The 23,441-nt window shown below is 50.3% G+C and carries 24 protein-coding genes and 1 pseudogene; 5 read left to right on the forward strand and 20 right to left on the reverse strand.

Features of this window, described 5'->3' with window-relative positions:
- Positions 1 to 118 precede the first annotated feature (118 nt).
- The 4 genes and pseudogenes from TH61_RS05315 to TH61_RS05330 form a co-directional block, all read right to left on the reverse strand.
- The gene (locus TH61_RS05315; RefSeq protein WP_066506830.1) at positions 119 to 673 is read right to left on the reverse strand and encodes a hypothetical protein; all 555 of its coding nucleotides are present in this window, start codon (positions 671 to 673) and stop codon (positions 119 to 121) included.
- Positions 674 to 1,124: 451 nt separating this feature from the next.
- The gene (locus TH61_RS05320) at positions 1,125 to 1,991 is read right to left on the reverse strand and encodes an SMI1/KNR4 family protein (RefSeq protein WP_066506831.1); all 867 of its coding nucleotides are present in this window, start codon (positions 1,989 to 1,991) and stop codon (positions 1,125 to 1,127) included.
- 192 nt (positions 1,992 to 2,183) lie between these two features.
- Positions 2,184 to 2,577, reverse strand: a pseudogene (locus TH61_RS05325) (DUF2251 domain-containing protein).
- A 91-nt stretch (positions 2,578 to 2,668) separates the two neighbouring features.
- The gene (locus TH61_RS05330; RefSeq protein WP_066506839.1) at positions 2,669 to 3,049 is read right to left on the reverse strand and encodes a hypothetical protein; all 381 of its coding nucleotides are present in this window, start codon (positions 3,047 to 3,049) and stop codon (positions 2,669 to 2,671) included.
- A 261-nt stretch (positions 3,050 to 3,310) separates the two neighbouring features.
- On the opposite strand from TH61_RS05330, the gene TH61_RS05335 reads away from it, so the two are divergent.
- On the forward strand, positions 3,311 to 3,940 hold the full coding sequence (locus tag TH61_RS05335) for a recombinase family protein (protein ID WP_197464098.1): 630 nt from the start codon (positions 3,311 to 3,313) through the stop codon (positions 3,938 to 3,940).
- A gap of 116 nt (positions 3,941 to 4,056) precedes the next feature.
- Here TH61_RS05335 and TH61_RS05340 read toward each other — a convergent pair whose 3' ends face one another.
- Positions 4,057 to 4,599, reverse strand: coding sequence for a DUF6252 family protein (locus TH61_RS05340; RefSeq protein WP_157600562.1), 543 nt, complete (start codon positions 4,597 to 4,599; stop codon positions 4,057 to 4,059).
- A gap of 1,223 nt (positions 4,600 to 5,822) precedes the next feature.
- On the opposite strand from TH61_RS05340, the gene TH61_RS05345 reads away from it, so the two are divergent.
- Genes TH61_RS05345 through TH61_RS18320 form a run of 3 tightly spaced genes read left to right on the forward strand, consistent with a single transcriptional unit; the run spans position 5,823 to position 6,936 of the window.
- Positions 5,823 to 6,122 (forward strand): ArsR/SmtB family transcription factor, encoded by a 300-nt coding sequence (locus tag TH61_RS05345; protein WP_369796927.1) that lies wholly within the window; start codon positions 5,823 to 5,825, stop codon positions 6,120 to 6,122.
- Positions 6,119 to 6,730: a mercuric transport protein MerTP gene (merTP, locus tag TH61_RS05350; RefSeq protein ID WP_066506847.1), complete on the forward strand. Its 612-nt coding sequence runs from the start codon at positions 6,119 to 6,121 to the stop codon at positions 6,728 to 6,730. Before TH61_RS05345 ends, merTP begins: the two co-directional genes overlap by 4 nt.
- A complete protein-coding gene (locus tag TH61_RS18320; protein ID WP_071887785.1) occupies positions 6,730 to 6,936 on the forward strand; it encodes a GDCCVxC domain-containing (seleno)protein in 207 nt (68 codons plus the stop codon). The genes merTP and TH61_RS18320 overlap by 1 nt, the downstream gene beginning before the upstream one ends.
- A 396-nt stretch (positions 6,937 to 7,332) precedes the next feature.
- On the opposite strand, the gene TH61_RS05355 is transcribed toward TH61_RS18320, so the two are convergent.
- The 5 genes from TH61_RS05355 to TH61_RS05375 all read right to left on the reverse strand — a co-directional run bounded on the left by TH61_RS05355 (position 7,333) and on the right by TH61_RS05375 (position 11,440).
- Positions 7,333 to 9,408: a copper-translocating P-type ATPase gene (locus TH61_RS05355; protein WP_066506850.1), complete on the reverse strand. Its 2,076-nt coding sequence runs from the start codon at positions 9,406 to 9,408 to the stop codon at positions 7,333 to 7,335.
- A gap of 64 nt (positions 9,409 to 9,472) precedes the next feature.
- Complete coding sequence (locus tag TH61_RS05360) at positions 9,473 to 9,685, reverse strand: heavy-metal-associated domain-containing protein (protein ID WP_066506854.1); 213 nt, start codon at positions 9,683 to 9,685, stop codon at positions 9,473 to 9,475.
- A 402-nt stretch (positions 9,686 to 10,087) separates the two neighbouring features.
- The gene (locus tag TH61_RS05365; protein ID WP_197464099.1) at positions 10,088 to 10,600 is read right to left on the reverse strand and encodes a DUF305 domain-containing protein; all 513 of its coding nucleotides are present in this window, start codon (positions 10,598 to 10,600) and stop codon (positions 10,088 to 10,090) included.
- Between the two features lie 175 nt (positions 10,601 to 10,775).
- Entirely contained in the window at positions 10,776 to 11,069 is a 294-nt protein-coding gene (locus tag TH61_RS18325; protein WP_082780304.1) for a DUF6122 family protein, read from the reverse strand.
- A gap of 41 nt (positions 11,070 to 11,110) precedes the next feature.
- Entirely contained in the window at positions 11,111 to 11,440 is a 330-nt protein-coding gene (locus tag TH61_RS05375) for a four-helix bundle copper-binding protein (RefSeq protein WP_066506861.1), read from the reverse strand.
- 527 nt (positions 11,441 to 11,967) lie between these two features.
- Here TH61_RS05375 and TH61_RS05380 point away from each other — a divergent pair.
- Positions 11,968 to 12,498 (forward strand): DUF305 domain-containing protein, encoded by a 531-nt coding sequence (locus TH61_RS05380; RefSeq protein WP_197464100.1) that lies wholly within the window; start codon positions 11,968 to 11,970, stop codon positions 12,496 to 12,498.
- Positions 12,499 to 12,640: 142 nt separating this feature from the next.
- On the opposite strand, the gene TH61_RS17790 is transcribed toward TH61_RS05380, so the two are convergent.
- The 10 genes from TH61_RS17790 to TH61_RS05425 all read right to left on the reverse strand — a co-directional run bounded on the left by TH61_RS17790 (position 12,641) and on the right by TH61_RS05425 (position 23,318).
- Positions 12,641 to 12,973 (reverse strand): four-helix bundle copper-binding protein, encoded by a 333-nt coding sequence (locus TH61_RS17790; RefSeq protein ID WP_071887787.1) that lies wholly within the window; start codon positions 12,971 to 12,973, stop codon positions 12,641 to 12,643.
- A gap of 113 nt (positions 12,974 to 13,086) precedes the next feature.
- A complete protein-coding gene (locus tag TH61_RS05385) occupies positions 13,087 to 13,629 on the reverse strand; it encodes an AraC family transcriptional regulator (RefSeq protein ID WP_231862307.1) in 543 nt (180 codons plus the stop codon).
- Between the two features lie 85 nt (positions 13,630 to 13,714).
- On the reverse strand, positions 13,715 to 14,341 hold the full coding sequence (locus tag TH61_RS05390; protein WP_066506865.1) for a DUF2911 domain-containing protein: 627 nt from the start codon (positions 14,339 to 14,341) through the stop codon (positions 13,715 to 13,717).
- 42 nt (positions 14,342 to 14,383) lie between these two features.
- Positions 14,384 to 15,073: a hypothetical protein gene (locus TH61_RS05395; RefSeq protein WP_066506868.1), complete on the reverse strand. Its 690-nt coding sequence runs from the start codon at positions 15,071 to 15,073 to the stop codon at positions 14,384 to 14,386.
- A 35-nt stretch (positions 15,074 to 15,108) separates the two neighbouring features.
- Positions 15,109 to 16,188: a YncE family protein gene (locus TH61_RS05400; protein WP_071887788.1), complete on the reverse strand. Its 1,080-nt coding sequence runs from the start codon at positions 16,186 to 16,188 to the stop codon at positions 15,109 to 15,111.
- A gap of 102 nt (positions 16,189 to 16,290) precedes the next feature.
- Positions 16,291 to 17,610, reverse strand: coding sequence for an efflux RND transporter periplasmic adaptor subunit (locus tag TH61_RS05405; protein WP_066506873.1), 1,320 nt, complete (start codon positions 17,608 to 17,610; stop codon positions 16,291 to 16,293).
- Positions 17,607 to 18,944, reverse strand: coding sequence for an efflux RND transporter periplasmic adaptor subunit (locus TH61_RS05410; RefSeq protein WP_066506877.1), 1,338 nt, complete (start codon positions 18,942 to 18,944; stop codon positions 17,607 to 17,609). The genes TH61_RS05405 and TH61_RS05410 overlap by 4 nt, the downstream gene beginning before the upstream one ends.
- Positions 18,922 to 20,169: a TolC family protein gene (locus TH61_RS05415; RefSeq protein WP_066506878.1), complete on the reverse strand. Its 1,248-nt coding sequence runs from the start codon at positions 20,167 to 20,169 to the stop codon at positions 18,922 to 18,924. Before TH61_RS05415 ends, TH61_RS05410 begins: the two co-directional genes overlap by 23 nt.
- Positions 20,153 to 22,045: an efflux RND transporter permease subunit gene (locus tag TH61_RS05420; RefSeq protein ID WP_066506880.1), complete on the reverse strand. Its 1,893-nt coding sequence runs from the start codon at positions 22,043 to 22,045 to the stop codon at positions 20,153 to 20,155. Before TH61_RS05420 ends, TH61_RS05415 begins: the two co-directional genes overlap by 17 nt.
- On the reverse strand, positions 22,038 to 23,318 hold the full coding sequence (locus TH61_RS05425) for an efflux RND transporter permease subunit (RefSeq protein WP_066506881.1): 1,281 nt from the start codon (positions 23,316 to 23,318) through the stop codon (positions 22,038 to 22,040). Before TH61_RS05425 ends, TH61_RS05420 begins: the two co-directional genes overlap by 8 nt.
- Positions 23,319 to 23,441 lie beyond the last annotated feature (123 nt).

Raw genomic sequence — 23,441 nt, forward strand, 5'->3', positions numbered from 1 at the left:
GCAAAGGCTGTTCTCAAGGGGGTGCTAGTGGGGTAAAATGGTGTATGGGGAATGAGCGGGGTAGCTGGTGCTGCTACGTGCGCCAAGGTGATGTTAGGTGTTCAGCGGCAGAGCGATGTCACCCCTTATCCATCAGGAAACCGATGAGTTCCAGGGCGTTCTTGATTCTCGGCTTCTCCGGTCCATTCAAGTACCTGTAGTCATACTGGCCTGCCTCATACTTGCATACGACCTTGCCGTCGGATTTCACCAGGAGGACGGACATTGAGCCCTCACTCGCCAGCCCTAGGCAGACTTGACGGTGGGAGCCCTTCTCCACCTGTGCGGCCAAGAACCTGATCCTCGCCCCTTCATCGCTGCGCAAGATTGATTTAGCCGTGCCGCTAGCCGTGTAGACCCACTTCTCTCCCTTCCCTGTATCAATGGTGAAAGCCCTGTCCCCACCAGGGTTGCTGAAGTTACGCATTACAAAAAACACCCCATCCTGAACCTCACCCTCAAACGCCCTGAACATAGGCTCCACTTTCGTGCCTACGGCGTAAGGCTTCTCGTCAAACTCCCCGCTAACTATGCGACAGTCATTCCTGGACCGGGTCACCGCAATACTGTCGGGTTGCTGGGCTTTGCAGCTTAGCAAAAGGATGGCCGCTAAGAACACATAGGTATTTTTCATTTGATTGAGTCGTAATAGTCAGACACCATTTACACCCTGCCATCTATCCAACCTACTGCGTTCTGGCTAAGGGGCATCAGGGCCCCCAAATCTACTAGTCACACCTTGGGAGGGGTTATCACCTGATATAGTAACGGACAGTGTGGCTGGTGCAGATACGTGTGCAAGATAGTATTATAAGCCTCAAGAGCGGACTCAAAGGCTTTCTGCTACAATGGGCTTATGGGGCAAGAGAGTGCCGCTGAAAAGTCATTAATCGCAATTTTCAAGGTACTGGGATTCTGCGCCGGAAATAGGGTTTAAATTTACTATAAGATGCTTTCTATGCTAAAGCTGCGATTAGCTCTTTTTAATAAAAGGGAAATATAGATAGAGGAACCGTAGAGGCCTTTAATGTACTTATCTTAAACACTGAAACTGGGCCTTTACAGGCTAAGGCTAGAAGTTGCTTTTATTTTAATTGCAACCATTCGCCTTTTTCCTCATCCAGGAAGTAAAACTCCCAACCCTTCATTTGATTGGGCACCTTCTTTGTCTCGACCCCGCATCGCCCAAGGGCATGCAAGAGGTAAATACCATAGCCCCCCGTTTCTTTTCCTTCAACCAAGGACAGCAGAGTCTGTCTGCTCTCCGCAGTCCCCAGTTCTCCCAGGGTATTTATCGCGGCAATGTTCTTGTTAGTCTGGGCAGCGCTGAAATCAACCAGGCTCCCCAGGTCTTCAATAAATCGGCAGTCTTTTCTTGCTCTAATAACGGCACATGCTTTCTCATGAACCAACTTGTCCCCCGATAACAGGAACTCCCTTAATATACCTGGCTCATCATCTGGAACGAAGTTCAGTGCGCATAAGGCCCAGTACGTTTTAGTGTCACGGTCCTCAGTTTCTCTGTAGTTGGTTAATGACAATAAGAAAAGGGGGTAGTCCTCTTCCGCACCCTTTGCCCTAGGGTATTCTGTTTCTTCTCCGATATTCTCTGGCTCGTTAAGCCATAAATGTTCGGTAAATGAGTCCACGCTTTTAAAGGCGGGGGTAAAATCCAGGTCTTCATGGTCAAGGTAGACGAGCATTCCCCGGAAGACTCCGGAACAGTAAATACCAACGGAGTTACTGTTACCGTCGGTTAGGAATGGCAGAAGGGGTAAACCGAAAGTTAGGGTGCTTTCTTCCTGTAGGTAAGCGTATTCTTCTATAACCTCCTGTGGCTCTAACAACCTAAGGTTATATTTTCCCAGATGGATTGCCTCATTTGCAACTAGGGCAGTTACCTCCTCTGGAATTGACATGCCCAGTTCCTCTTCAACTAAGGTGTACTCCATTGTAATCAATATTAATTGGAAAGAGGGAGCCTCTTATTGGCAATGAGCATTCTATAAACATAGACAGGCTGTGCGCGGGAAAGAGCTTTAAAGTAAGTTTGATAGGCTCTCTGTACTATGCCAGGATTAGCCATGATTAATATAAAGTGTATAAGATTATTGGAGTCTTTATGATATGTAGGGGGTTATATTTCATTTGCTTAACGTTTCTAGTAATTCGTCGGTAAGTTTCCGGTCTTTAACTTCAGCCCAAGAACCATTCCCTGGAAATCCTGTCCTGCAATACCCAGCCTTGTTTTTAAAGTCGAAGAGAGCATGATAGTAGTCATTGATAGAAAGCAATTGATTCATCTTCACTCCACAATATTTTCAAGGTCGAGGGCGTGTCTTTGTCAACAATGTCTTTTACATTATAGATATGAAGCGCGTCTAAGATTTTGAGTCCGTCCCTTCTTTCAACGGCATAGAAGTACCCAGTTTCTTCATTGTCCTCAAAAACAACGGCGTTCCCATTATCAGCGGCCCTGTCAATGAAGGTGTCTGTCCCTAGAAAGAAGGTTTCTTCTTCGTATATGTACATCTTCATTTTGTTCTTTTATAATTATCACCAACGGTTAGTATAAACAACGACCAAGGCCGTCGGCCGCGGCTTGATGTTTATACAATGTTGGCAGATGTTATTTTTCTATAATTCTTATAGCTTCTGCAATTACATACCCTTCAAGCCCAACAGAACCTCTTATATGGTAACATTTTACAGTTCCATTACCTATTCTTTTTCTGTCTTCAGGGTCAATGCTTTTGTAATGCTTATAGTATTTCATTAAATCAGGAAACTGGATTTGTAATCCGTCCCAATCTGTCTCTTCAATCCCGAAAATAATGTTATCGCTGTCGATGCATTGAAAATCTTGGTTTACTACTCCTTCAAATCTTACCTCTATTTCTTCTAATTCATCTCTGTATCGAGTCAAGTTGAAGATGATGGTTTTTAATTTAAAGTCATGACATAGTTTTTCTATCCTGCTGTCACCGACTAATTCAGAGTAATCTTCCATTCTTATAATTTCTGCCAACTACTGTATAAACCGAACTATTCGGCTTATCTGCACTATGTACGGAGCCCAACATCTGTCAGTCCCACCGATGATAGCGAGGTAAGCGGAACCGTTGCCGAATATACTATAAGTAGTCAAGTGAACACCCGCCTATGCCATGTATTTCGCTTCAATTTAATCCCTGCTTCAATTATTTAGGTATTTCCTTTTGAAAGCTGGTTCAGTCTCCTATATTTGCTTCAAGTCTAGCAAATGCCAGAAATGAAGCAGAATATACCAGCCATCATCTACACAAGGGTCTCCACCAGCGGGCAGACCACCGCACGCCAGGTGAAAGACCTGCAGGAGACAGGCTACCAGGTGATGAAGGTGTTCTCCGAGAAAATCTCCGGGTTCAGCAAGTCTATCACGGAGCGGCAGGAACTCCAGAAGGCCCTCGCCTTTATGGACAAAGAGAATGTGAAATATCTGCTCATACATGAAATCTCAAGGCTCGGCAGGAACACCACCGAGGTGCTTAACCTCCTGAAAGAACTGGAGACCAAGGGTGTGTCGGTCTACATCCACAACCTGGGCATCACCCTATCGGCGGAGAAGGACTCAAACCACATCTTCACGAAGCTGGTCATCACCATCATGGCGGACCTGGCGAGGATGGAGAGCGAGCAACTGAGCCTCAGGATCAAGTCGGGCATCCGCAGCCGGAAGGCACAGGGACTACACACGGGCAGGAAGGTGAACTCCACGGAGAGCAGGGAGAAGTTCCTGGGCAAGCACAGAGAGGTGATCAGGTACATCAATTTGGGCAGGTCCTATCAGGAGATCACCAAACTAACCGGGGCGGCACCCTTTACCATCTCCAAGGTCAAGAAGGCGCTGGCAGAGGGGTGAATACCGCATAGCCCAGGTCCTTGGTCTCGCCTCCCCGGGCCTGGCAATTAGCGTCAAGCCACCAGGACATTCGCCCACGCGCAGGGCATGGCCCAATGGTGGAAGGAAGCCTACCCCTAATCGTACTTCACGTCAAATCGCCCATCGGTCACCTCCATGAACTCAGAGGGGTTATTCAAATTGGCGGCCCGGAAGAAGAAGGTGCCGGAGATTATTTTGTTTTGGGTATCCAGCTTGGTGATAGTGACGGTGCCGGTGCCGGCTGCGGTGGTCTCGTAAGATCTAGCATTATTCCTTTCGCTAAGATCGTTAACCCTTCCATAACTCCCAGCGTCACTGAAGATGCCAGGTAAACGTTCCCTGAGGGTGTAGACCCCCGGCCTATACACATCAGTCATTTGAAATTGTATAGATGCATCTATCTCCCTTTTATCGCCAGATCCAATTATACTAAAATACCCATCTGTGTATAGGACTCGCAGACCGCTTCCAATCAGTGAATTCGAGGATGAACTTCTCTCCCATAGCTTTCCGCCTATTCTGGCAGCCATGATTCCAGCCCCGGTCTGGGTCGGTTTGGGCAAGTCCTCCTCTTCCTCGCAGCCCAAGGAGGATGTTGCCAACAGCGTGAGAAGGAGCAATCGATACATTCTTTTCATAGGTGACTGGATATGATAGGTTTATAGGTCTAAGTGCGATGGGGTAATATACGTTTTATTGGTTTACCAGAAGGCACCCTTCGTGTGACTATAATAGGTGGACGACGGAAGAGCCGAAGCCGATGGAGAGTTCCAGGTAAGCACAAAGAGGTCATCAAATACCTTAACCTACCAGCAGACCACCAAGCTGACGTGACGGGAGCGGCCCTACACCGTCTCCAAGGTGAAGAAGTTTCTTACTGAAGAGTGATTGTTGCATTCAAGTAAGTGTTGTGTCTCTATTTGCCGTCTCACATATCAAAACACTTAACTAGTTTTTGAGACGGCAAATAGAGACACATTCTGATGAATTGGGAAAGTAAAATACTACCTCTTCCTTTTCCCGTAATACGGCCGTTTTTTGAGACAGGGAAAAGTTAATGGTTAGCGGACTTGTGAGGCTTGAAGCAAAATTTACAGGTAAACTCGCAGTTAACCCTTGGGCTGAGAGCCATTGCATCAAACATATGGAAAGTTTACAGGCAAGGGATACAGGGAGCAGGTGAACTCTGGGTTAGAAGACGCAAAAAGAGGGGTGCCACCTCCCCGAAATAGCACCCTGATGGGCGATAGCAAACGCCCAATATTTAATAAAAGCTGTGTAAGATGAACAGGGTTGACTAGGCCCTTCAATATCTTTCACCGCCCCAATTTACTGAAATTAAAACACTAACGCCCATATCCGCAGATAGCATCAGCCACATAGGCAGGAAGGAAATAAGGAGACACCTGTAAATGCCAGAATCCATGCGCCGAATATTTGTTGTCTCCTGATGGATATAGTTGCAACTTAGCCTTATTATACTCTTCCAGAACCGACTGATTGTCCTTAAGTACAGACCAGGTGCCAACCAGGGGCTGTGCCGGTGTGGGTTCCCTGATATGCCCAGTGCCCGCGCAGCCCCCGACTTTTCAGCCCGCTTTGGTCATGAGACTTTCGTTCCTTAGGTCCTTCCTATGTAAGAATACAACCCCTCAAGTGGTTGCGAACCCTTTCCTGTACAATATTCTAATTCTGAAATCCCTCCAAAGCTGGAATAGGTATTTCACCACTATTACTGCATGTTTTAGCATTTGCTTAAACACTTAAGTAAACCTAACTTTGCAGCATGGAAAATACCACTTGTATCCGCCAGGCGACGGATGTCCCTCAGATAGAACGCTGCAAAGACAGGGTCGGTGCCTTGGACGGCTCCTTTGCCCGCGTTGCCAATGGCCTGGAGATGGCAGGGAATGCTGTGAGGCTGAAAATTCTGTTCCTTCTTTCCGAAGAGCAGGGACTTTGCGTGTGTGACCTAAGTGATATTCTGGGAGTCAGCGTCTCAGCGGTCTCACAGCACCTGCGCAAGATGAAGGACAGGAGCCTTATCCAGTCCATGAAGGAAGGGCAGACCATCTACTATTCCCTATCTCCCGAGTATGGGGAAGTATTGAGGCCTTTCTTCCAGATAGTCACTGAAAGCGAATTAGCAGAGACGGTATGAGATCAGCAAGCAGATTAGCGGTAACCAGCCTTATGGCTGCGCTAGCGGCCTCCATGTGCTGTATCACACCCCTTCTGGCCCTTGTGGCAGGAACCAGCGGTATAGCCTCCTCTCTCTCTTGGTTGGGACCCTTACGCCCTTGGCTCATAGCACTGACAATATTGGTGCTGGCGTATGCCTGGTACCAACTGCTGAAGCGGCAACCCCTAGATTATTGTAATTGTGAAAAAGATAAACCCAGATTTATGCAGAGAAAAACCTTCCTCACCCTGGTGACAGCGTTCGCGCTACTGATGCTCACCTTCCCCAACTACGCCAGCGTGTTCAACAGAGAACCAGTGCGACAGGACACCGATGCGAAAGCACAGGGCAAGCCAAAGGCCAAGATGGTGGCGGAGTTCACCATCACCGGCATGACGTGCGCGGCCTGTGAGGGACACGTGGCCAGCGAGGTGAACAAGGTGCCTGGGATTACCGGCCTGACCGTTTCCTATGCCAACTCAAACGCTATTGTGGAGTTCGACAGGTCCAAGACCACGGTGGAGCAGGTGCAGAAGGCTATCAGAGCGACGGGATACAAGGTCACCGGGACAAAGATTATGAAATAATGGAGATTGTCACAGCTTCCACTGTCACCTGCCCAGAGTGTGGTCATTCCAAAACGGAGGAGATGCCTACCAACGCATGCCAGTACTTTTATGAGTGCGAGAAATGCAAAACAGTTTTGAAGCCCCTGCAGGGTGACTGCTGCGTCTTCTGCAGCTACGGAACCGTGGCCTGCCCTTCCATCCAGGAGAATAGAAGTTGTTGCTAATTACGGGCCTTTATGTAAGTATTATCCGAACTTATACTGTCCTACAACGGTCCTAATAACGATAATTAAGCTTAGGCACTTCGGCAGCACATTTGTTGCATTTTTGTCAGTGGCTACCCAAATAAGTCCCCTTTATGGATCCCTTCCGGCCATAGGTTTTGAGGTAGGTTAGAGATTACTTTTCCTGCTATTGATAATATTTACCGGGACTGTATCCAGCTTAGCGAAACTAACTTGGTTGCAGCGAAGTACCCATATAATCTGCTTTATTATTTGTAATTCTACCCATAGTAGTCGCACTATTGCGCTTACCGAAGAGAAAGCTCATTCTAGTCTTAGGGAGAATCTCTCTTCCTTAAGGTCATCTCAATTATTCATTACTTACGGAAGATAAACTTATTCTTTGAATTGCCTATTCAATAACTGTGCATTGATGGCGACGATCACCGTGCTCAGACTCATCAGGGCCGCACCTACCGCTGGGGATACCATGATTCCTTGCTTATACAAAATACCTCCTGCCAAGGGCAACGCCACCACATTGTAGGCAGTGGCCCAGATGATATTCTGAATCATCTTCCGGTAAGTGGCCTTCCCGAAAAGGATAAGGGAAGCTATATCTTGTGGGTTGCTGTTCACTAAAATAATGTCAGCGGTTTCGGCAGCTACATCAGTGCCAGACCCGACCGCTATGCCCACATCAGCCTGTGCTAGGGCTGGGGCATCATTCACCCCATCGCCGGTCATGGCCACAAACTCACCTTTGGATTGCAGCTCTTTCACCTTTTCCTGCTTTTGGTGGGGTAAGACATTGGCAAGGAACCCATCCATTCCCAGGGTGTCGCATACGCTCTTCGCGACCCGGTCATTGTCACCGGTGAGCAATAGGTTCTTGATGCCACTGGCTTTGAGGGTCCTAATCGCCTCGGCAGATTCTGGGCGTATCTGATCTCTAAGGCTGATAAAACCAGCGACTATGCCATCGATTAGTACATAGACCACCGTTTCAACTCCCTCCTCTGCATCGCTTTGGGGTACTTGGATACTAAACTCCTGCAGGTAACTTGGGCCTACCACTTTAACAGACTTGCCTTCTACCGTTCCCTCTAGACCTTTACCTGGAAGGTAATTGAAGTTTTCGGCGTGTGGTATAGGAATTTGTTCAGCCTTTACCTGCTTCAGGATGCCCTGGGAGATATAGTGTTCAGAGTTCTGCTCTACTCCAGCCGCCAGCCGGAGCAATTCTTTTTCCGGGAAAGCATTATTTAAGGAAACCACTCTGGACAACTGGTGGGAACCTTGAGTAACAGTACCGGTCTTGTCAAATATGATGGTGGTGATCTTTCTTGAATTTTCAAACGCGGTACGGTTCCGGATCAACAACCCGTTTTTAGCTGAGATGGCAGTGGAGATGGCTACGACCAACGGCACCGCCAGGCCGAGGGCATGCGGACATGAGATCACCATCACCGTCACCATCCGCTCTAAGGCGAAAGCCAAATCCTCTCCAAGCATTAGCCAAATCGCAAACGTTGCAAAACCTGAAATGAGGGCGATATATGTCAACCAACGGGCTGCCTTATCCGCCAAGTGCTGTGTATCGGACTTAGTTTTCTGGGCTTCCTGCACCAGGTTTATTACTTTCTTCAGGTAGCTTTCCTCCCCAGTACCCTGCACCCTTACCTTCAATGAGCCATTGCCGTTGAGGGAGCCGCCTATCACCCTGTCATCCCACTTCTTTTGCACCGGCTTGCTCTCGCCGGTGAGCATACTCTCATCCAAGTAGCTTTCCCCCTCCTCGACAAGCCCATCAGCCGGCACTTTTTCGCCTGGCTTTATCAGAATCAGATCACCCTTCTGCAAGGCGTCCACTGCAATGTTCACTGTTTCGCCTTCTCTTATCACATGGGCCTCAGAGGGCATAAGGCTAACCAATAATTCTAAGGCGCGTGAGGCACCCAAAACCGATTTCATCTCTATCCAATGACCCAAGAGCATGATCACGATAAGGGTTGCCAGCTCCCAGAAGAAATCCATCCCTTCCAAGCCAAATACTATGGCGGTGCTGTAAAGGTAGGCCACCGTTATCGCTATCGCTATTAGGGTCATCATCCCAGGGGCTCCCTTTTTCATCTCCTGCCACAGACCCGTTAGGAAGGGCCACCCCCCGTATAAGAATATGACAGAGGAAAGGGCAAAGGCGATGGACATACCGAATGGTATTTCCAAGCGGTACCCTAGGATGTGCTGCACCATCGGGCTGAGGATGATTACAGGCAATGACAGCAGCAGGGAGACCCAGAACCTTCGCCTGAAGTCATCAATCATCATAGTATGGTGATCGTGCGCATGCCCCTGTGGAGGCATGGCCTGGTCATGGCCATGTAGAGCTTTGTCAGTTAACGCCTCTTTGCTTTCAATGGAGTTTCTAACAGAGTTAGAAGGCTGGTGGCTGTGATGGGAATGGTCCATGGTCCTTATGTAGATTAGTACTTAAAAAAAGGGGTAATCATTCAGATTACCCCTTTTACATAGTTTATGAAAGCTGTTCAATTTTGAACCCAGCCTGTTCTATCGCCTCTATTACCCCTGTTCTATTGATGGCATTTCCCTCCACAGTCAGGATCTTATCTGGGTGTTGAGTATCTACCTGCCATTTCTCTACGCTTGTTTCCTTGTCCAGAAAGGGGGTGACGGCTGCCACGCATCCCCCGCACTTGATATTGGTTTTGAATTTCAAATTTTCCATTTCCTTTAAGATGCTACGTTCAACAAATGAAACACTCAGGGGGCTCCCCTCCCTTTCCTTGGCAAAGATACCAGGAAGCCCAGAGCTCTATGTGATACAATTTTAGCGAGGGTTTACAAGATTTCTCCGCTAGCCGACGCCATTGGAAGGAATCGTATAGAAGCCCCCATCTGTAATTAGCAATAGAGGTGATATACGCTAGAATGGGTTTGGCACCTTAGCTCAGATCGGTGGTGGTCTTTCTATGTTCTGAGAATGAGGAGCCAGATTAAAGCAGAGCAGCAGAATCGCATAGGGTTGCCATCGATGGGAGACCTTGCCAATGGCAATGATAAAAGCACCTCCCAGCAGGAGGTGCTTTTATCAACATGAGAAAAATAATTAAACTGGCTGAAAAGCGCCCTAATAGGTTTTATTGGCCAATAGCCATTCCTGAAGCTCTTCGATTTCCGCCATTTGGGCGTCGATCATCCTGTGCGCCATCTCCTTGATCAAAGCGCTTGTGCCGTGCTCCTGCACAGCGCGGGCATTCTCAATCGCCGATTGGTGGTGCACTATCATAAGCTGGGCAAAATCCTGGTCCGTGTCCCCGGTCAACACTTGCAGGTCGCTCTGGCGGGCCGATTTCTCCATTGAACCCATCAGCTCCATGTTGAACATGCCGCTGGTCGCCTGATCAGGCTGATATGAGCCGATAAAAGCCTGCAATTCCTGGATCTCCTGTTGCTGGTCTTCTTTTATTTTCGTAGCCAGCGCTTTGATGGCCGCATCATCCCCGCTGCTTAGTTCCTCATTGGCCATGTCGATGGCTCCCTGGTGATGCATGATCATCATTTGGGCGAAAACGACGTCTGGGTCTCCGTTCATCTGCATCATTTCCATATCATCCATCATATCATGCATGATGCCCATCATCCTGTTCTGGTCATGGGGTTGGGTCTCAAAGCCGTCATCCTCACTGTCGCATGACGTCAACAGGATTGGAGCGAATAAATACAATATCCATTTGTTTATGTCTATTAGTCGTCTCATCGTTGTTTCTATTTAGGTTTATTACTGTACCGGTATTTATACATCTGATCATCCTCCCTTAAACAAGGCAGTCAATATAGTCTAGGCCCATATGCACCAATAATCCAATGGCAAGCACCCTTACCTTTGGAATGAACAAAAGCAATGCATAAAGGGCGATAGCAGGATAGGTGTGAAGAAAGTGAAACCCGATACTGCATCTTCCTGGGTCATACATAGGCACGGCGAACAGATGGTCAAGGTCCGCAAGGATGCCAGCGGCCATCAAAAGCCACACCCTCTTCCAATTACTCCGGTAAAAGAGCCAGGCGATAAGGCCTGGCACCAGTACATGATAAAGGATATGAAGCAAAATTATTCCGTCGAGGAGTTACTTAAAAGTAGGAACGCGTGCTAGACTGCTGAACGGCAGGCCTCCTCGCACCGGCGGCAAGACTCTGCGCACTCCTGGCAGTGCTGCATGTGTCCGTGCTTCTCGCACTCATCCCCGCAGGCCCTGCAGATCTCAGCACAGGCCCTTAGAAGTGCTTGGGAAGAGGGTGAGTTGGCTGTCAGCGCACTAGCCGCCAGCCTGCAGATATCGGCGCAGTCGCGGTCCAGCCGGATACAACCTTCCATCATTTTCACATCCTGTTCCTGAAGGCAGGCATCGAAACAATGGTCACAGGCCGAGGCGCATTCGATCAGCGCTTGGATGATATTCTGGTTTTGAGAGGTATGCATGGGTATAAGATTAATTTAAAGGTTACCTACCCCTGTTTTACTCTACTGGCATACCTATGTTTTATACAATCCTTGATTTGATTGTCAAAATTGTGCAAGTAATTCAAAGGACTTCACTAACGAAGCGATAAAGACTGAATGATTAGCATCCACTTTATACAATTGCGGAAAAGGTTTGTATAATGATGTCATCAAATAAACTTAACAGGTTTCATGTCTGCTCTTTAAATCCTTTCAAAATACATTCTATTGCACATTTACCTTCGTTAGGTCCATTCTCAAGGCTCATGGTTGTATTGAACCCGCCTATTTGCAAGTCGTATAAATGCGCAACAGCTACCGATACCAATTAAAACTTCTTTCCACTCCATTTCCGATCAACTATGAAAGTCAAACCATTGAATAACTCGTGGGCAGCTATGGCCTTTGGGATCTCACTGTTCTTTTACGCTTGCGGCGGGAATTCAGAAAAACCCGAATCTATTTCAACAGACCAAACAGAGGAGCATTCTGGTTCGGGGCATGATATGACAGCATCCGGATCCAATAACAAGATGATGGACCTCATGCATGACAACATGAGCGATATGCAAAAAATAAAGATGACGGGAGATCCAGACCGCGACTTTGCCCTATTGATGGCGACTCACCATAAGGGCGCACTTGACATGGCCAAGGAAGAGGCGGAAAGCGGGCAGGACACCATGCTGGTGAACATGGCGAGGAAGACCTTACAGACGCAACAGGATGAAAGGGACAGGTTGGAGCGGTTCGCTGACGCCCAGAAAAGCGCTAAAGGGGACACCTCCAAGACAATGCAGATGATGGCCCCCATGAAAGACATGATGGCGAAGATGAACCACGACATGAAGGGAGGCACAGACCATCACTTCGCCTCGCTCATGAGCATGCACCACCAAAGCGGAATTGACATGGCCAAGGCTTATATGCCACAAGCCAAATCACCGGAAATCAAGGCGATGGCACAGAAGATTATAGACGAGCAACAGAGGGAGAAGCAGAAGTTAGACGACTGGTTGCAGGAGCATCAACAGTAGTCTTGCAGCCAAAATCCTTTTCAATTTAGTTGGTTAGGACAAATAATAAGTTGAAACAAAATCAACAAAATCATAATCAAGGGTTGAAACCACGCAGGCAGGACTGTTCGCGGTTTCAACCCTTGCTATTGTCTTCTTATTTCTAGAATGCGCTACGACAGGCCTCTTCACAAGCTTTACAGGCCTCTGCGCATTGCTGACAGTGCTGCATTTCTTTGTGGCTGGCACACTCTATGCCGCACTCACGGCATATTTCGGCACAGGCTTTCAAGAGAACCTTTGCGGACTCTGCGCTTCTTGCAAGCGCACCGGCGGTGAGCCTGCATATTTCTGCACAGTCACGGTCGAGGCGAATACAGCGAGCCATCATTTTCACGTGCTCCTCCTGCAGGCAGGCATCATAACAATGATCACAGGCCGCGGCGCAGGCATTCAAGGCCGCAATTACAGATTGATATTGGTTTGAATTGTGCATAGCTGGATAAATTTTAAGTTAATAGATAATACCAATGCATTATTTTACCACCAACCTTCTAGTTCTGTTTTGTACAGTCCTTGTTTAGACTTGCATAATTACGGGTCCAACATTTAGCTGACTTGGTCAAGGGGCAAGCGGTTCATTAACTTTAGCTTCTTATATTCAGAGGGGCTATACCCGGTCACCGCCTTGAACTGCTTGGATAGATGGCTCAAGCTGCTGTAATGCAGTCTAGCTGCTATCTCACCCAGAGAAAGCTCGTCATATTCAATCTGCGCTTTCACGTACTCCACCTTTTGCAGGATGATGTATCTCTCAATGGTAACATTCTCTAGGGAGGAGAAGGCGTGGCTCAAAGTACTATAGTCCTTTCCCATGGCTTGGGCCAGGTAGGTAGAGTAGTTGGCACTGATTTTCCCCTCCTGATAATGGATCGCCTCAATGAGCAGTGTCTTTATCTGCTCCACCAGCCTCCCTTTCCTATCCTCCAGCAACTCGAAACCATATTCTGCCAAAACTGATTTCACCCGCTCCAGCTCCTCCGGGTTCAAGGGGCGGTCTAAATCCACCTGCCCCAGCCGCACGTCATTGACGGGTATATGGAGCAACGCGAACTGGTCCTTGATAATCCGGATGCAACGCGGACAGACCATATTTTTGATTCTTAATATTACCTTGCTATCGCTACCTTGAAGTTCCATAAGCCAGATAAAAATGATGATAATACCGGGCTAGCACTCACTGCCCGATAGAAATAGGAATCCGCAATCGGTCCCAGTGGATAACCAGGGTCCCTTTGTCGGCACCGGCCGGCTGGATGGCATAGCGGAGGCGTTCCTGATGTGAGGCCTGCTCAGGCTTTACGGTTAAACGCATCATGTCCTCCGCTTCAGAGTATTCGTCCGCCAGATGTTGCTCCCAGTTCCTGTTGAGAATCACGGTCCACTCCTTCTCCCCGGGAATAGTGAACAAGGCATACTTACCGGCAGGCACTTCTTTTCCACCTAGGCGGATAGGACCATCTAATTCAAGAGTGGTGGCGGAGTGGGCCCCAGTCACCCATACTTGATTGTAGGCAACCAAACCGCCCCATATCACTCTCTTCCTCACGGCGGGGGAGTGGTATCTGACAGTGATGTTGACACCCGCTATATTTTCTTTTGCCACTGCTTTGAGGCTTCCCTTTACAGTGTCAGGTTCTGACTGCACTTTGATGATGGTCGCGTCTTCAACTTCCTCTGTTGAAGAAACAAAGGAAGTAGTATCCTTCTCCTGTGCTTGCTGTACCTCCGCGTTCTGGGTACATGAAAAGAAAACAAGACTGAGGCACAAGATGCCGGCGGTAGAGGTTATTCTTGAAAACATGGCTATATATTGTTTAGATACTTAAGAATTCAATGTTTAGGATTAATGGTGCTGTTCCAGGTATTTTCCCTGCGGACCTACTCCTTCTATATGCACCAGTTGTGCACCGTAGTGCCCCGCCATACTCACGGCATATCCAGCCCCAATTAGGATGACAGCCGCCACGGCAATACTCCAGCGTTTCCCTTTGAATAGAAACAGGCTCAGCAATTGGGCCAGTAACCCAAGCCCTGAAAGGTAGATTGTGTAATCAGCGTATTTATCATGCTGTTCCAGAACCAGCTCCGCATGCTCGGTAAGCCCATCGGTATGGGGGTGTGACCAGTGGGTGGAGGCGTAGGCGGTCACAAATCCCAGCAACACCATGATGGTTACGGCCCAGTTGAGCTCTTTTTTCCGGAACAGGATATTCACGAATTGAATGGCCGCCGCAATCAGGAGAAGCATGATGGGGAAATGCACAATCAAAGGATGAATGTGCGGAAAGTCGGAAATGGAGGCATGCACCTTGGCCGGGTTGGACTTGTGGCCAGCATGCTCTGCCGGAGTCACCTTACTGAACGTGATAGTGTCCTTAGTGCTGACTACTGTCTTTTTAAGGGAGTCTGCCTTTGCTGATGGTGCCTTCTTGCCATGCTTCTCCCCTCCATGGGCCAACGTTTCAAAGGGAAGTAAGAAGATAGCAACGAGCAAGAAGCCTAGAAGGCAACGAATAGCGGTAGAAGATTTCATTTAAATAATCGGGTTTAGATATGGATGTTTGTTTTTTACTGCCGAATGACCAATCCATTTGGTTTCTTACCTACCTGGATGGTAGCGGTCACCGCATGACTAGCAACTTGAATAACGGAAACTGTGCCTGCCCCCTGATTAGTGACATAGGCGGTGGAGCCATCTTTGCTGAAGGCGATGGCGTGGGCATCTGCGCCTGTGGTGATGGTCCCCTGCCTGGCCCACAGGCCATTTGCCTTCTTGTAATAGACCACTTGGCCATTGGTGGCATCGCTCACCCATAGCTCCTGCTGGCCCGGGTGGAACGCCACGTACCCAGGCTTAAAGCCTAAATTGATGGTTTCTGTGACCTTGTTGGTGCTTACCTGAATCTCAGACACGGTCTGGTCCGTTTCATTGTCTGCGTACATATAGCCGTTCGCGGCCGGCCAGGCGCCCACCGGGTCTTTGCCTACGGGGATGGTGGCCAGAATGGATTTCGTTTCCGGGTGGATGACCGAGACGGTGGCATCCATGGTATTGGCGGCATAGGCTCTGGACCCGTCTGAGGAGAAGGTGATTTCAGACAGTCCCTTCCCTACCTGAATGGTGTTCTTCAAACTCCAACTCCCAACATTGTACACCAGCACCTGGCTTCGGTTGTCATCTTCCTGTGAAACCCACAGCTCAGAACCGTCAGCGTTAAAGACAGCGTTATGCGGCATCTTAGGGAGCACAATCTCCTTCTCAATCTTGCCAGTGTAGCTGTTGAGTACAATAACCTTCAGGCCGCTCATCCCGTCCATGCCTCCGCCGTCATGGCCCCCGCTCAGGTCTGTGCTGGTAATGGCTACGGCCAACCTGGTTCTATCTGGGCTCATGTTGATATGGTGCGGAAACGTGGCTCCGTTCAATTTGAGGTGGTCCTTGTGAGTGTGGTCATTGAGGTTGATGACGTCCACATCATTAGACTCTCCGTTCACCACAAAAGCGGCGGGGTAGCCAATGTTCAAGTCCATGTTTTCCATGTCCTCGTCCATATCATCCATGTCTGCCTCTGTATGGAAATTACAGGCTGTCAACCCAAGGAGGCAGGAAAGGAAAAGAATGCGAATAACGCTATTGTGTCTTATCATGGGTACTTAGGTAAATAGTGTGTCAATTGTTTTCTGTTTTTGGCCTATCTTCTTGAAAGCGGGCCAAAAACGGCTAATTCATTCCAAAGAACTGCACTGTAACTAGTGGTTATGTCCCGCCATCGGGTCTGCTCCCTGCTTTAGTACATATTCGCTGTACAGCAGATAGGCGCCCGTCACAACCACGGTGTCTCTGGGTTGTAGCCCACTGGAAATGGCAACCCGGTTGGCGCTTTCCTCCCCTAGCTCCACTCTTCTGGGGCTGAAGGTATTCTCCCCAATCTTCACCCAGACATGCGCACCTTTGGAATCCCGGATCACGGCATCCAGCGGCAGGGTCATAGCCTGCTTCACGGGAGCCCCGAGGGTCATGGTGGCCTGCGTGCCTGGAATCAACCGTCCCTGCGGATTGGGGATCGGGGCCCGTGCAACCACCACCTGGCTGTTTTGCCTGAACTCTGGGTTGATAAAGGAGATTCTAGTTTTGATAGGTGCCGCATTTCCGGGGACAGAGACTTCAACGGGCGTTCCCACCTTCACCTGGTCTGCCTCCTGCGCATAAAGTTCCGCCTCTACCCAGATGGAGCTGAAGCGGGTGATCCTGTACAGCGGGCTTCCCTCAGCCACATAAATACCTTCGGCGGAAGCTATCTCTGTGACCGTGCCGGCGGACGGGGCGACAAAGGTGATACGCGCGTCCAACTTTCGCGTGCGGGCGATCCGATTGACCTGGGCGTTGGTAAGCCCGGTTAAGAGAAGCTTTCTTTTGGCCGCATCCAAAATGGAGGCAAACTGCCTCTCACCTGGAAACGCCTTCACCTGGTCCAAGGCCAGCAGGTATTCCTGTTCCAATGTGAGAAGGGTCTCACTGTATAAGTCATAGAGGGGTTGCCCCTTACGGATGGGCTGACCGGTTTCTTTCACATACAGTCTCTCTATGCGGCCAGCGGCCCGGCTGCTGATAAGGTCGGCCTGCGTCTGGTCCACCACCAGCCTGCCCGTAAGCACCGTGCTACTTCCCACCTGTCCCTGCCGGACGGCTTGCGTGGTGATGTTGCCCAGTTGGATCTGACTTCCGCTCAGCATGATACTGACTTCTTCACCTTTGCCGCTTTGTTTTTTCACGGGTACCAGGTCCATCCCGCAGATGGGGCATGAGCCGGCTTTGTCCTCCACTATCTGTGGGTGCATTGGGCAGGTAAAGGCACTGGCCGTTTCTGGCTCCTTTTTCTGTTTCTGGACCAAAACCAGGTCCATGCCACAAATGGGACAAGAACCAGGCTCGCCTTCCACAATTTGGGGGTGCATGGGGCAGGTGTAGCTGGCGTCTTCCGTTGCGTGGGCATGCTCGTCGGTCTTGGCGCAGGCCATCAGAAAGAGCGTTGCCAGTAAAAAGGTGAATAGGTTTTTTATATGTCTCATCTGCTTGTGTCTGCTACCCTAATAAAACTCTCACTGTCCACCAGGAACTGTGCGTTGGCCGCTATCACGTCACTGGCTTTCAGCCCTGACACAATCTCTACCTGACCGCCTGACCGCTGCCCCACGCGCACACCAATGGGTTTGAACACTCCGTCCATTTTCAGGAATGCTACCGACTGGCCCCCAAGGTCCAACACGGCATCTTTAGGAACCCAAAGGGCGGAGCCAGTGCTATAGGTTACTTTCCCGGTGATGACCTGGCCGATTAGAACCGGATTCCCCTTCGCCGGAAGCAAGGCCCTGACCTGCGCGAAGTTCTCCCCCGCCTCATACACCGGCTCCACCAATTGCACAGAGGACTGCAGGGTCTTACCCTCCACCTGGTTAAAGGAAATATTGATGGGAGTCCCCTTCTTTAATTGGCCCGCCACATTGCTGGCCACGTTGAACTGCGCCCAAACCTGGGAGGCGTCAATTACTTTTAGCAGTGCCTGCCCCGTGGTCACGTACATGCCTTCCCGAATGGCGAATCCTTGGGGGGCCGAGGCGGGTGTGGTTATAGTGCCTGAAGCACCGCCGCTAGAACCGCCCATGCCGCCCATACCGTCATCGCTACCGCCTGCGGCAGAGGCGGCGGCTGGCGCTACTGTTGGGGTTGCCGTCACCGACGGATCCAACACATACCCCGAGTAAGGGCTAAAGACTGAGAAGGTATAGGACTCTCTCCCCGTGCGTGCAAGCTGATTTATCTGTCCCTCTGTGGCACCCAGAAGACGTATTTTTTGGCGCGCGCCGGCTATGAGGGATGTATTGCCAGGGTCATTCTTGAGTAGGTAAAGGAGTTCCTTCTGCGCAGTGACCAGTTCCGGACTGTAGATGTCATACAACTTCTGGCCTTTGCGCACTGGCTGGTAGTTGAACTGCACGTACAGTTTCTCTATCCGCCCTGCGAACCGGGCTGGGATTATGTACTGCCGACGGGTGTCATAGGTCACCACCCCAGACATGGTGATTTCCTGCTCCAGCGGCTTCTGCACGGGGCGCGTGGTCTGCACAGAGGAAACCACGGTCTGGTTGGCTGGTTGCAATAGATAATTTAAGTCTGCAGGCACGGCCACGGCAGGTGCGTCTGCGGGTTGCTTGGCCACCAGGTCCATGCCGCAGATGGGGCAGGAACCGGGCTTGTCCTGCACAACCTGGGGGTGCATGGGGCAGGTGTACTCCATGGCATGCGCCTCCTCTCCTTTTTCGGCCTTGTCCTGGCAGGCTGTAAAGGAGAAGGGCAACAGCAGGAGGATAAACGCAAGCAGCCTATTTTTCCAGTTCTTTCTCATAGTTCACACCGATTAGGTAGAGTTGCTCCAGGTTGTTGAGGTATTCCATCTGGGCCATGTTCAGGGCTTCCCAGGCATCAATCACCAAAGGCAACTGGCCTGTGTTCTGCTCATAACTAAGGAGCGTAGTTTCATAGTTGCGGCGCAGGGCCGGGATGATCTTCTTCTCATAATTCTGCACCTGCGTTCGCTTTGCCTGTAGCTCAAGGGCCATGCTGGCCACCATGTTTTGAGCTTCGTTCACCAGCGCCTCCCTTCCCTTCCGCATGCCCTGTATTTCAAGATTCATGGCGGTGGCATTAGCCTTGTACATTTTAGAGGACCAGGGAGCGATGGGAATAGAGACCATGCCCATGAGGGTGAACGACTGGGGCATCATCCTGTCACGCGGCATCATGTTCTCAAACCGTATCCCGAAATCCGGTTTGCGCTGGATGTTCTCCAGACGCAGGTTCAACTGCATGGACTCTATGGTACGGTCTATTTGGCGCACGTCACTGCGGGCGGCACTCAGGGAAGCCGTATCTGGGAGCACGATCAGCACAGGTGCTTGCACGGTGGTGTCTACCTTAAACCTGTTCTCAGGAGGCAGGTTCATGAGCATGTTCAACTGGATGTTCTTCATCTCAATCTCACTGTTGGTCATGGTGAGCATGTTCTCCACCTCGCCTACCCGGCCTTCAGCTTTGTAAATACTGCCCAGCGAGCTTTGGTTATAAGGATAACGCACCTTGCCCAGCTTGAGCATGAACTGCATGATGCGCTGACTCTCGGCCAACACGGCCTTCTTCTTTTCCAGCACCACCCACTGGTAATAGGCGGTTTTGGCCTGCGCCCTTAATTGATTAAAAGTCATGTCGCGGCCGGCCTCTTCAATGGCAGCTCTGGACAACTGGTACTTCTCACGGGCTTTCAGTTTGGCAGGGTTGGTAATGTCCTGCTCCACGGCCGTCATGTACATGGCGTCATCTTCCTCCATTTTCATCTGGCCTGGGTACGGGTACATGAAGACCCCGGCGCCCACCATGGGTGCCATCTGGCTCCTGGCTCCCTTGGCCATGGCATTTTGCGCCTTCGCCCTGAATTCAATCTCCTGGAGCATGCCATTGTTCTGGCTAATCCGGTTAAGGACTGTGTCCAAGGAGAGCACCGGGGTTTGGGCCTGGGCAGAAGTGCTCAGCAAAACCAACAAAGCGCCTATGTATAACTTAATGCTTGACATCATAAATCTCTAGTTTGCCGTGTTTCTTGAGTTCATATTCCTTGGTCATCTCAAACACCACGGGGGTTACCAGCAGGATATGTATGGAAGAAGTGAAGACCCCGCCGATAAGCGGTAACACGATGGGTAACATCACATCAGTACCTACCCCGGTAGCCCACAGAATGGGAATCAGGCCAAAGAGCGACACAGAAACCGTCATTATCTTGGGCCGGAGGCGCTTGGCCGCCCCCTGGAACACATACTCCCTTATATCCTGCTTGGTGATAGTCTCACTGGAGTTGCCCTTTTTGGCCACCAGTTCGTTCATGGCCTCATTCAAGTACACCACCATGAGCATACCGGTCTCTACGGCCATCCCAAACAGGGCGATGAATCCCACCGCTACTGCCACGGACAGATTGATGCCGTAGAAGTACACAATGAACACCCCGCCCACCAGAGCGAATGGGATGGTGACCAGGTTGAGCAGCGCCTCTTTGAAAGACTTGAAGGAGAAATACAGAATAAAAAAAATGATGAGCACCACCAGCGGGATGATAATCTTTAGGGTCTTGTTCGCCCTGATCTGGTTTTCCCACTGGCCGCTCCACTCCAAATGATAGCCATTGGGTATTCCCGTTACTTCTTGGTTAATGGTTTTGATGGCCTCTTGCACCGTGCTGCCTAAATCGCGGTCACGTACATTGAATAGCACAGCGCCCCGGAGTTGGGCATTCTCTGAGGCAATCATAGGCGGTCCGTCCACAAATTTCACATCAGCCACCGCTGAAAGCGGCACCGTTCCGCTGGTACTTGACTGGATGGGGATGCGGCGTATCCGGTCCAGACTATTGCGATACTCCTGCGCCAAACGCACGTTGATGGAGAATCGCCGCCGTCCTTCAATGGTATTGCCGATGCTGGCCCCACCGAGGGCAGACTCCACCACACTGTTCACATCATTGACGGAAAGGCCGTAGCGTCCCAGATCCTCGCGCCTGGTCTGAATCTCAAGGTAACGGCCTCCGGTCACCGGCTCAATGTACAGGTCTTTCACTCCTTCTACCTGTTGCAATGCATTACGCACTTTCTCTGACACCACGGCGATAGAGTCCAAGCTCTGGCCGTACACCTTCACGCCCACGTCCGTCCTAATGCCGGTGGCCAGCATGTTGATGCGGTTGATGATGGGCTGGGTCCAGCCGTTGATGACCCCGGGGATCTGCAGTTTCTGGTCCAGCTCGGCGATGATCTTCGCCTTGGTCATCCCCTCCCGCCACTCTGACTGAGGCTTCAGCAGGATGATGGTCTCAATCATGCTGATGGGCGAGTTGTCAGTAGCGGTGCTGGCCCGGCCTGCCTTGCCCAACACCTGCTCCACCTCCGGCGTAGATTTAATGATCTTGTCCTGCACCTGCAGAACGCGCTTGGCCTCGGCGTTGGAGATGTCTGGCAGGGTCACCGGCATGAACAGGATGGAACTCTCATCCAGAGGCGGCATGAACTCAGACCCCAGACTCAGCAGCATGGGAATACTCACCACCAAAGCCAGAATATTTACTCCAATGGTGGTTTTGCGCCATTTAAGGCACCAGCGCAGAATTGGTGAATACACCCGTTCCAAGGCGCGGTTAACGGGGTTGGCGCTCTCGGGCTTGAACTTGCCTTTGAGTAGGAGTGACAGCAGCACAGGAGTCACTGTGATGGCCACAAAGGCATCTACAATGAGGATAAATGTCTTGGTCCAGGCCAATGGGCTGAAAAGGCGTCCCTCCTGCCCGGTCAAAAGGAACACCGGCAAGAAGGAGGTAATAATGATGATGGTGCTCCAAAACACACTGGGGCCTACCTGCTTGGAGGCTTTCTCTATGATGGACAGTCGTTTCTTATTATCCATGGTTCTCTTCTTCTATTTGGGCATCGGCTAGGTGCCGATATGCGTTTTCTACCATCACAATGGCATCGTCTACAATCACCCCGATAGACAGGGCGATCCCAGTCAGAGACATAATGTTGGAGGTGATGTCAAAGGCATTCAACAGAATAAAGCCGATGGCAATGGAAAGCGGCAGCTGGATGATGATGATCAAGGCACTGCGCCAATGGAAAAGGAACAAGAACACAATGGCAGAGGCCACCAGCATCTCTTCTATCAATGTAGTTTTGATAGAATCCACAGATTCATTGATGAGCCCGCTGCGGTCATAGACGATGTTGAACTTGACCCCCTTCGGCAGACCCGCTGAGACCTCTTCCATCTTGGCTTTTACGTTCCTGATCACCTCTTCGGCATTCTCACCGTAGCGCATCACCACAATACCGCCCACAGCCTCACCCTCGCCATTTAAGTCGAAAATACCCAGGCGGCTTTCCCCCGTCATCTGAACGGTGGCCACGTCACGCACACTCACGGGTATGGTATTTTGGGTGGTGATGGGAATGCTTTCTATCTCTTCCATAGACTGCAGATAGCCCGTTGTCTTGATGATGTAGCCGATGTCGCTCATCTCAAACTTGCGGCCACCGCTCTCATTATTATTGGCCCGCACGGCGGCCATCACCTGCGGTACTGACAGGTTGAAATAAGTGAGCTTGGTAGGGTCAACGGTGATCTGGTACTGCTTCTGAAAACCACCGAAGGAGGCGATCTCACTCACGCCCGGCACATTCTGCAACGCGAACTTCACATACCAGTCCTGTACCGCCCGCTGCTCGCCTAGGTCCATTCCTGAGGCGTCCAGGGTGTACCAGAGAATGTGCCCCACACCGGTACCGTCTGGACCAAGGGTAGGGATTGCCCCCTCTGGGAGAAGGCGGTTAGCGTAGTTAAGCCGCTCCAGCACCCGTTCCCGCGCCCAGTAGATATCTGTTTTATCATCAAAGATGATGTAAATGAAGCTCATCCCGAACATGGAGACGCCCCGCACATACTTGACCTGGGGCATTCCCTGTAGGTTAGTTACCAGCGGGTAGGTCACCTGGTCCTCTATGATCTGCGGGCTGCGGCCCATCCACTCTGTGAACACAATCACCTGGTTCTCTGAGAGGTCAGGGATGGCGTCTACCTTACTGGTGGTGACTGAATAAGCTCCCCAACCGAACATGCCTGCCGCAATGAGCAGCACAATCATCCGGTTGCGGAGGGAAAAGGAAATTAATTTGCCAATCATAAAATAGATAAGTTATTTGGCATTGACGGTTTTGCGTTTTTGGGGTGTTTTACAGAAAACACCCCAAAAACGGCATAAGCGCTTTGGTCTCACCTTGCGGTTTAACCGAGAAGCCATTAGCCA

Origin of the sequence: Rufibacter sp. DG15C (genome assembly GCF_001577755.1) — a bacterium.
Lineage (GTDB): Bacteria > Bacteroidota > Bacteroidia > Cytophagales > Hymenobacteraceae > Nibribacter.

What these genes read in the sequence shown, in the direction of transcription:
- TH61_RS05315 (WP_066506830.1), bottom strand. Translation starts at nt 673, where the DNA reads ATGAAAAATACCTATGTGTTCTTAGCGGCCATCCTTTTGCTAAGCTGC.
- TH61_RS05320 (WP_066506831.1), bottom strand. Translation starts at nt 1,991, where the DNA reads ATGGAGTACACCTTAGTTGAAGAGGAACTGGGCATGTCAATTCCAGAG.
- TH61_RS05330 (WP_066506839.1), bottom strand. Translation starts at nt 3,049, where the DNA reads ATGGAAGATTACTCTGAATTAGTCGGTGACAGCAGGATAGAAAAACTA.
- TH61_RS05335 (WP_197464098.1), top strand. Translation starts at nt 3,311, where the DNA reads ATGAAGCAGAATATACCAGCCATCATCTACACAAGGGTCTCCACCAGC.
- TH61_RS05340 (WP_157600562.1), bottom strand. Translation starts at nt 4,599, where the DNA reads ATGAAAAGAATGTATCGATTGCTCCTTCTCACGCTGTTGGCAACATCC.
- merTP (WP_066506847.1), top strand. Translation starts at nt 6,119, where the DNA reads ATGAGATCAGCAAGCAGATTAGCGGTAACCAGCCTTATGGCTGCGCTA.
- TH61_RS18320 (WP_071887785.1), top strand. Translation starts at nt 6,730, where the DNA reads ATGGAGATTGTCACAGCTTCCACTGTCACCTGCCCAGAGTGTGGTCAT.
- TH61_RS05355 (WP_066506850.1), bottom strand. Translation starts at nt 9,408, where the DNA reads ATGGACCATTCCCATCACAGCCACCAGCCTTCTAACTCTGTTAGAAAC.
- TH61_RS05360 (WP_066506854.1), bottom strand. Translation starts at nt 9,685, where the DNA reads ATGGAAAATTTGAAATTCAAAACCAATATCAAGTGCGGGGGATGCGTG.
- TH61_RS05365 (WP_197464099.1), bottom strand. Translation starts at nt 10,600, where the DNA reads ATGATGGGCATCATGCATGATATGATGGATGATATGGAAATGATGCAG.
- TH61_RS05375 (WP_066506861.1), bottom strand. Translation starts at nt 11,440, where the DNA reads ATGCATACCTCTCAAAACCAGAATATCATCCAAGCGCTGATCGAATGC.
- TH61_RS05380 (WP_197464100.1), top strand. Translation starts at nt 11,968, where the DNA reads ATGACAGCATCCGGATCCAATAACAAGATGATGGACCTCATGCATGAC.
- TH61_RS17790 (WP_071887787.1), bottom strand. Translation starts at nt 12,973, where the DNA reads ATGCACAATTCAAACCAATATCAATCTGTAATTGCGGCCTTGAATGCC.
- TH61_RS05385 (WP_231862307.1), bottom strand. Translation starts at nt 13,629, where the DNA reads ATGGTCTGTCCGCGTTGCATCCGGATTATCAAGGACCAGTTCGCGTTG.
- TH61_RS05390 (WP_066506865.1), bottom strand. Translation starts at nt 14,341, where the DNA reads ATGTTTTCAAGAATAACCTCTACCGCCGGCATCTTGTGCCTCAGTCTT.
- TH61_RS05395 (WP_066506868.1), bottom strand. Translation starts at nt 15,073, where the DNA reads ATGAAATCTTCTACCGCTATTCGTTGCCTTCTAGGCTTCTTGCTCGTT.
- TH61_RS05400 (WP_071887788.1), bottom strand. Translation starts at nt 16,188, where the DNA reads ATGATAAGACACAATAGCGTTATTCGCATTCTTTTCCTTTCCTGCCTC.
- TH61_RS05405 (WP_066506873.1), bottom strand. Translation starts at nt 17,610, where the DNA reads ATGAGACATATAAAAAACCTATTCACCTTTTTACTGGCAACGCTCTTT.
- TH61_RS05410 (WP_066506877.1), bottom strand. Translation starts at nt 18,944, where the DNA reads ATGAGAAAGAACTGGAAAAATAGGCTGCTTGCGTTTATCCTCCTGCTG.
- TH61_RS05415 (WP_066506878.1), bottom strand. Translation starts at nt 20,169, where the DNA reads ATGATGTCAAGCATTAAGTTATACATAGGCGCTTTGTTGGTTTTGCTG.
- TH61_RS05420 (WP_066506880.1), bottom strand. Translation starts at nt 22,045, where the DNA reads ATGGATAATAAGAAACGACTGTCCATCATAGAGAAAGCCTCCAAGCAG.
- TH61_RS05425 (WP_066506881.1), bottom strand. Translation starts at nt 23,318, where the DNA reads ATGATTGGCAAATTAATTTCCTTTTCCCTCCGCAACCGGATGATTGTG.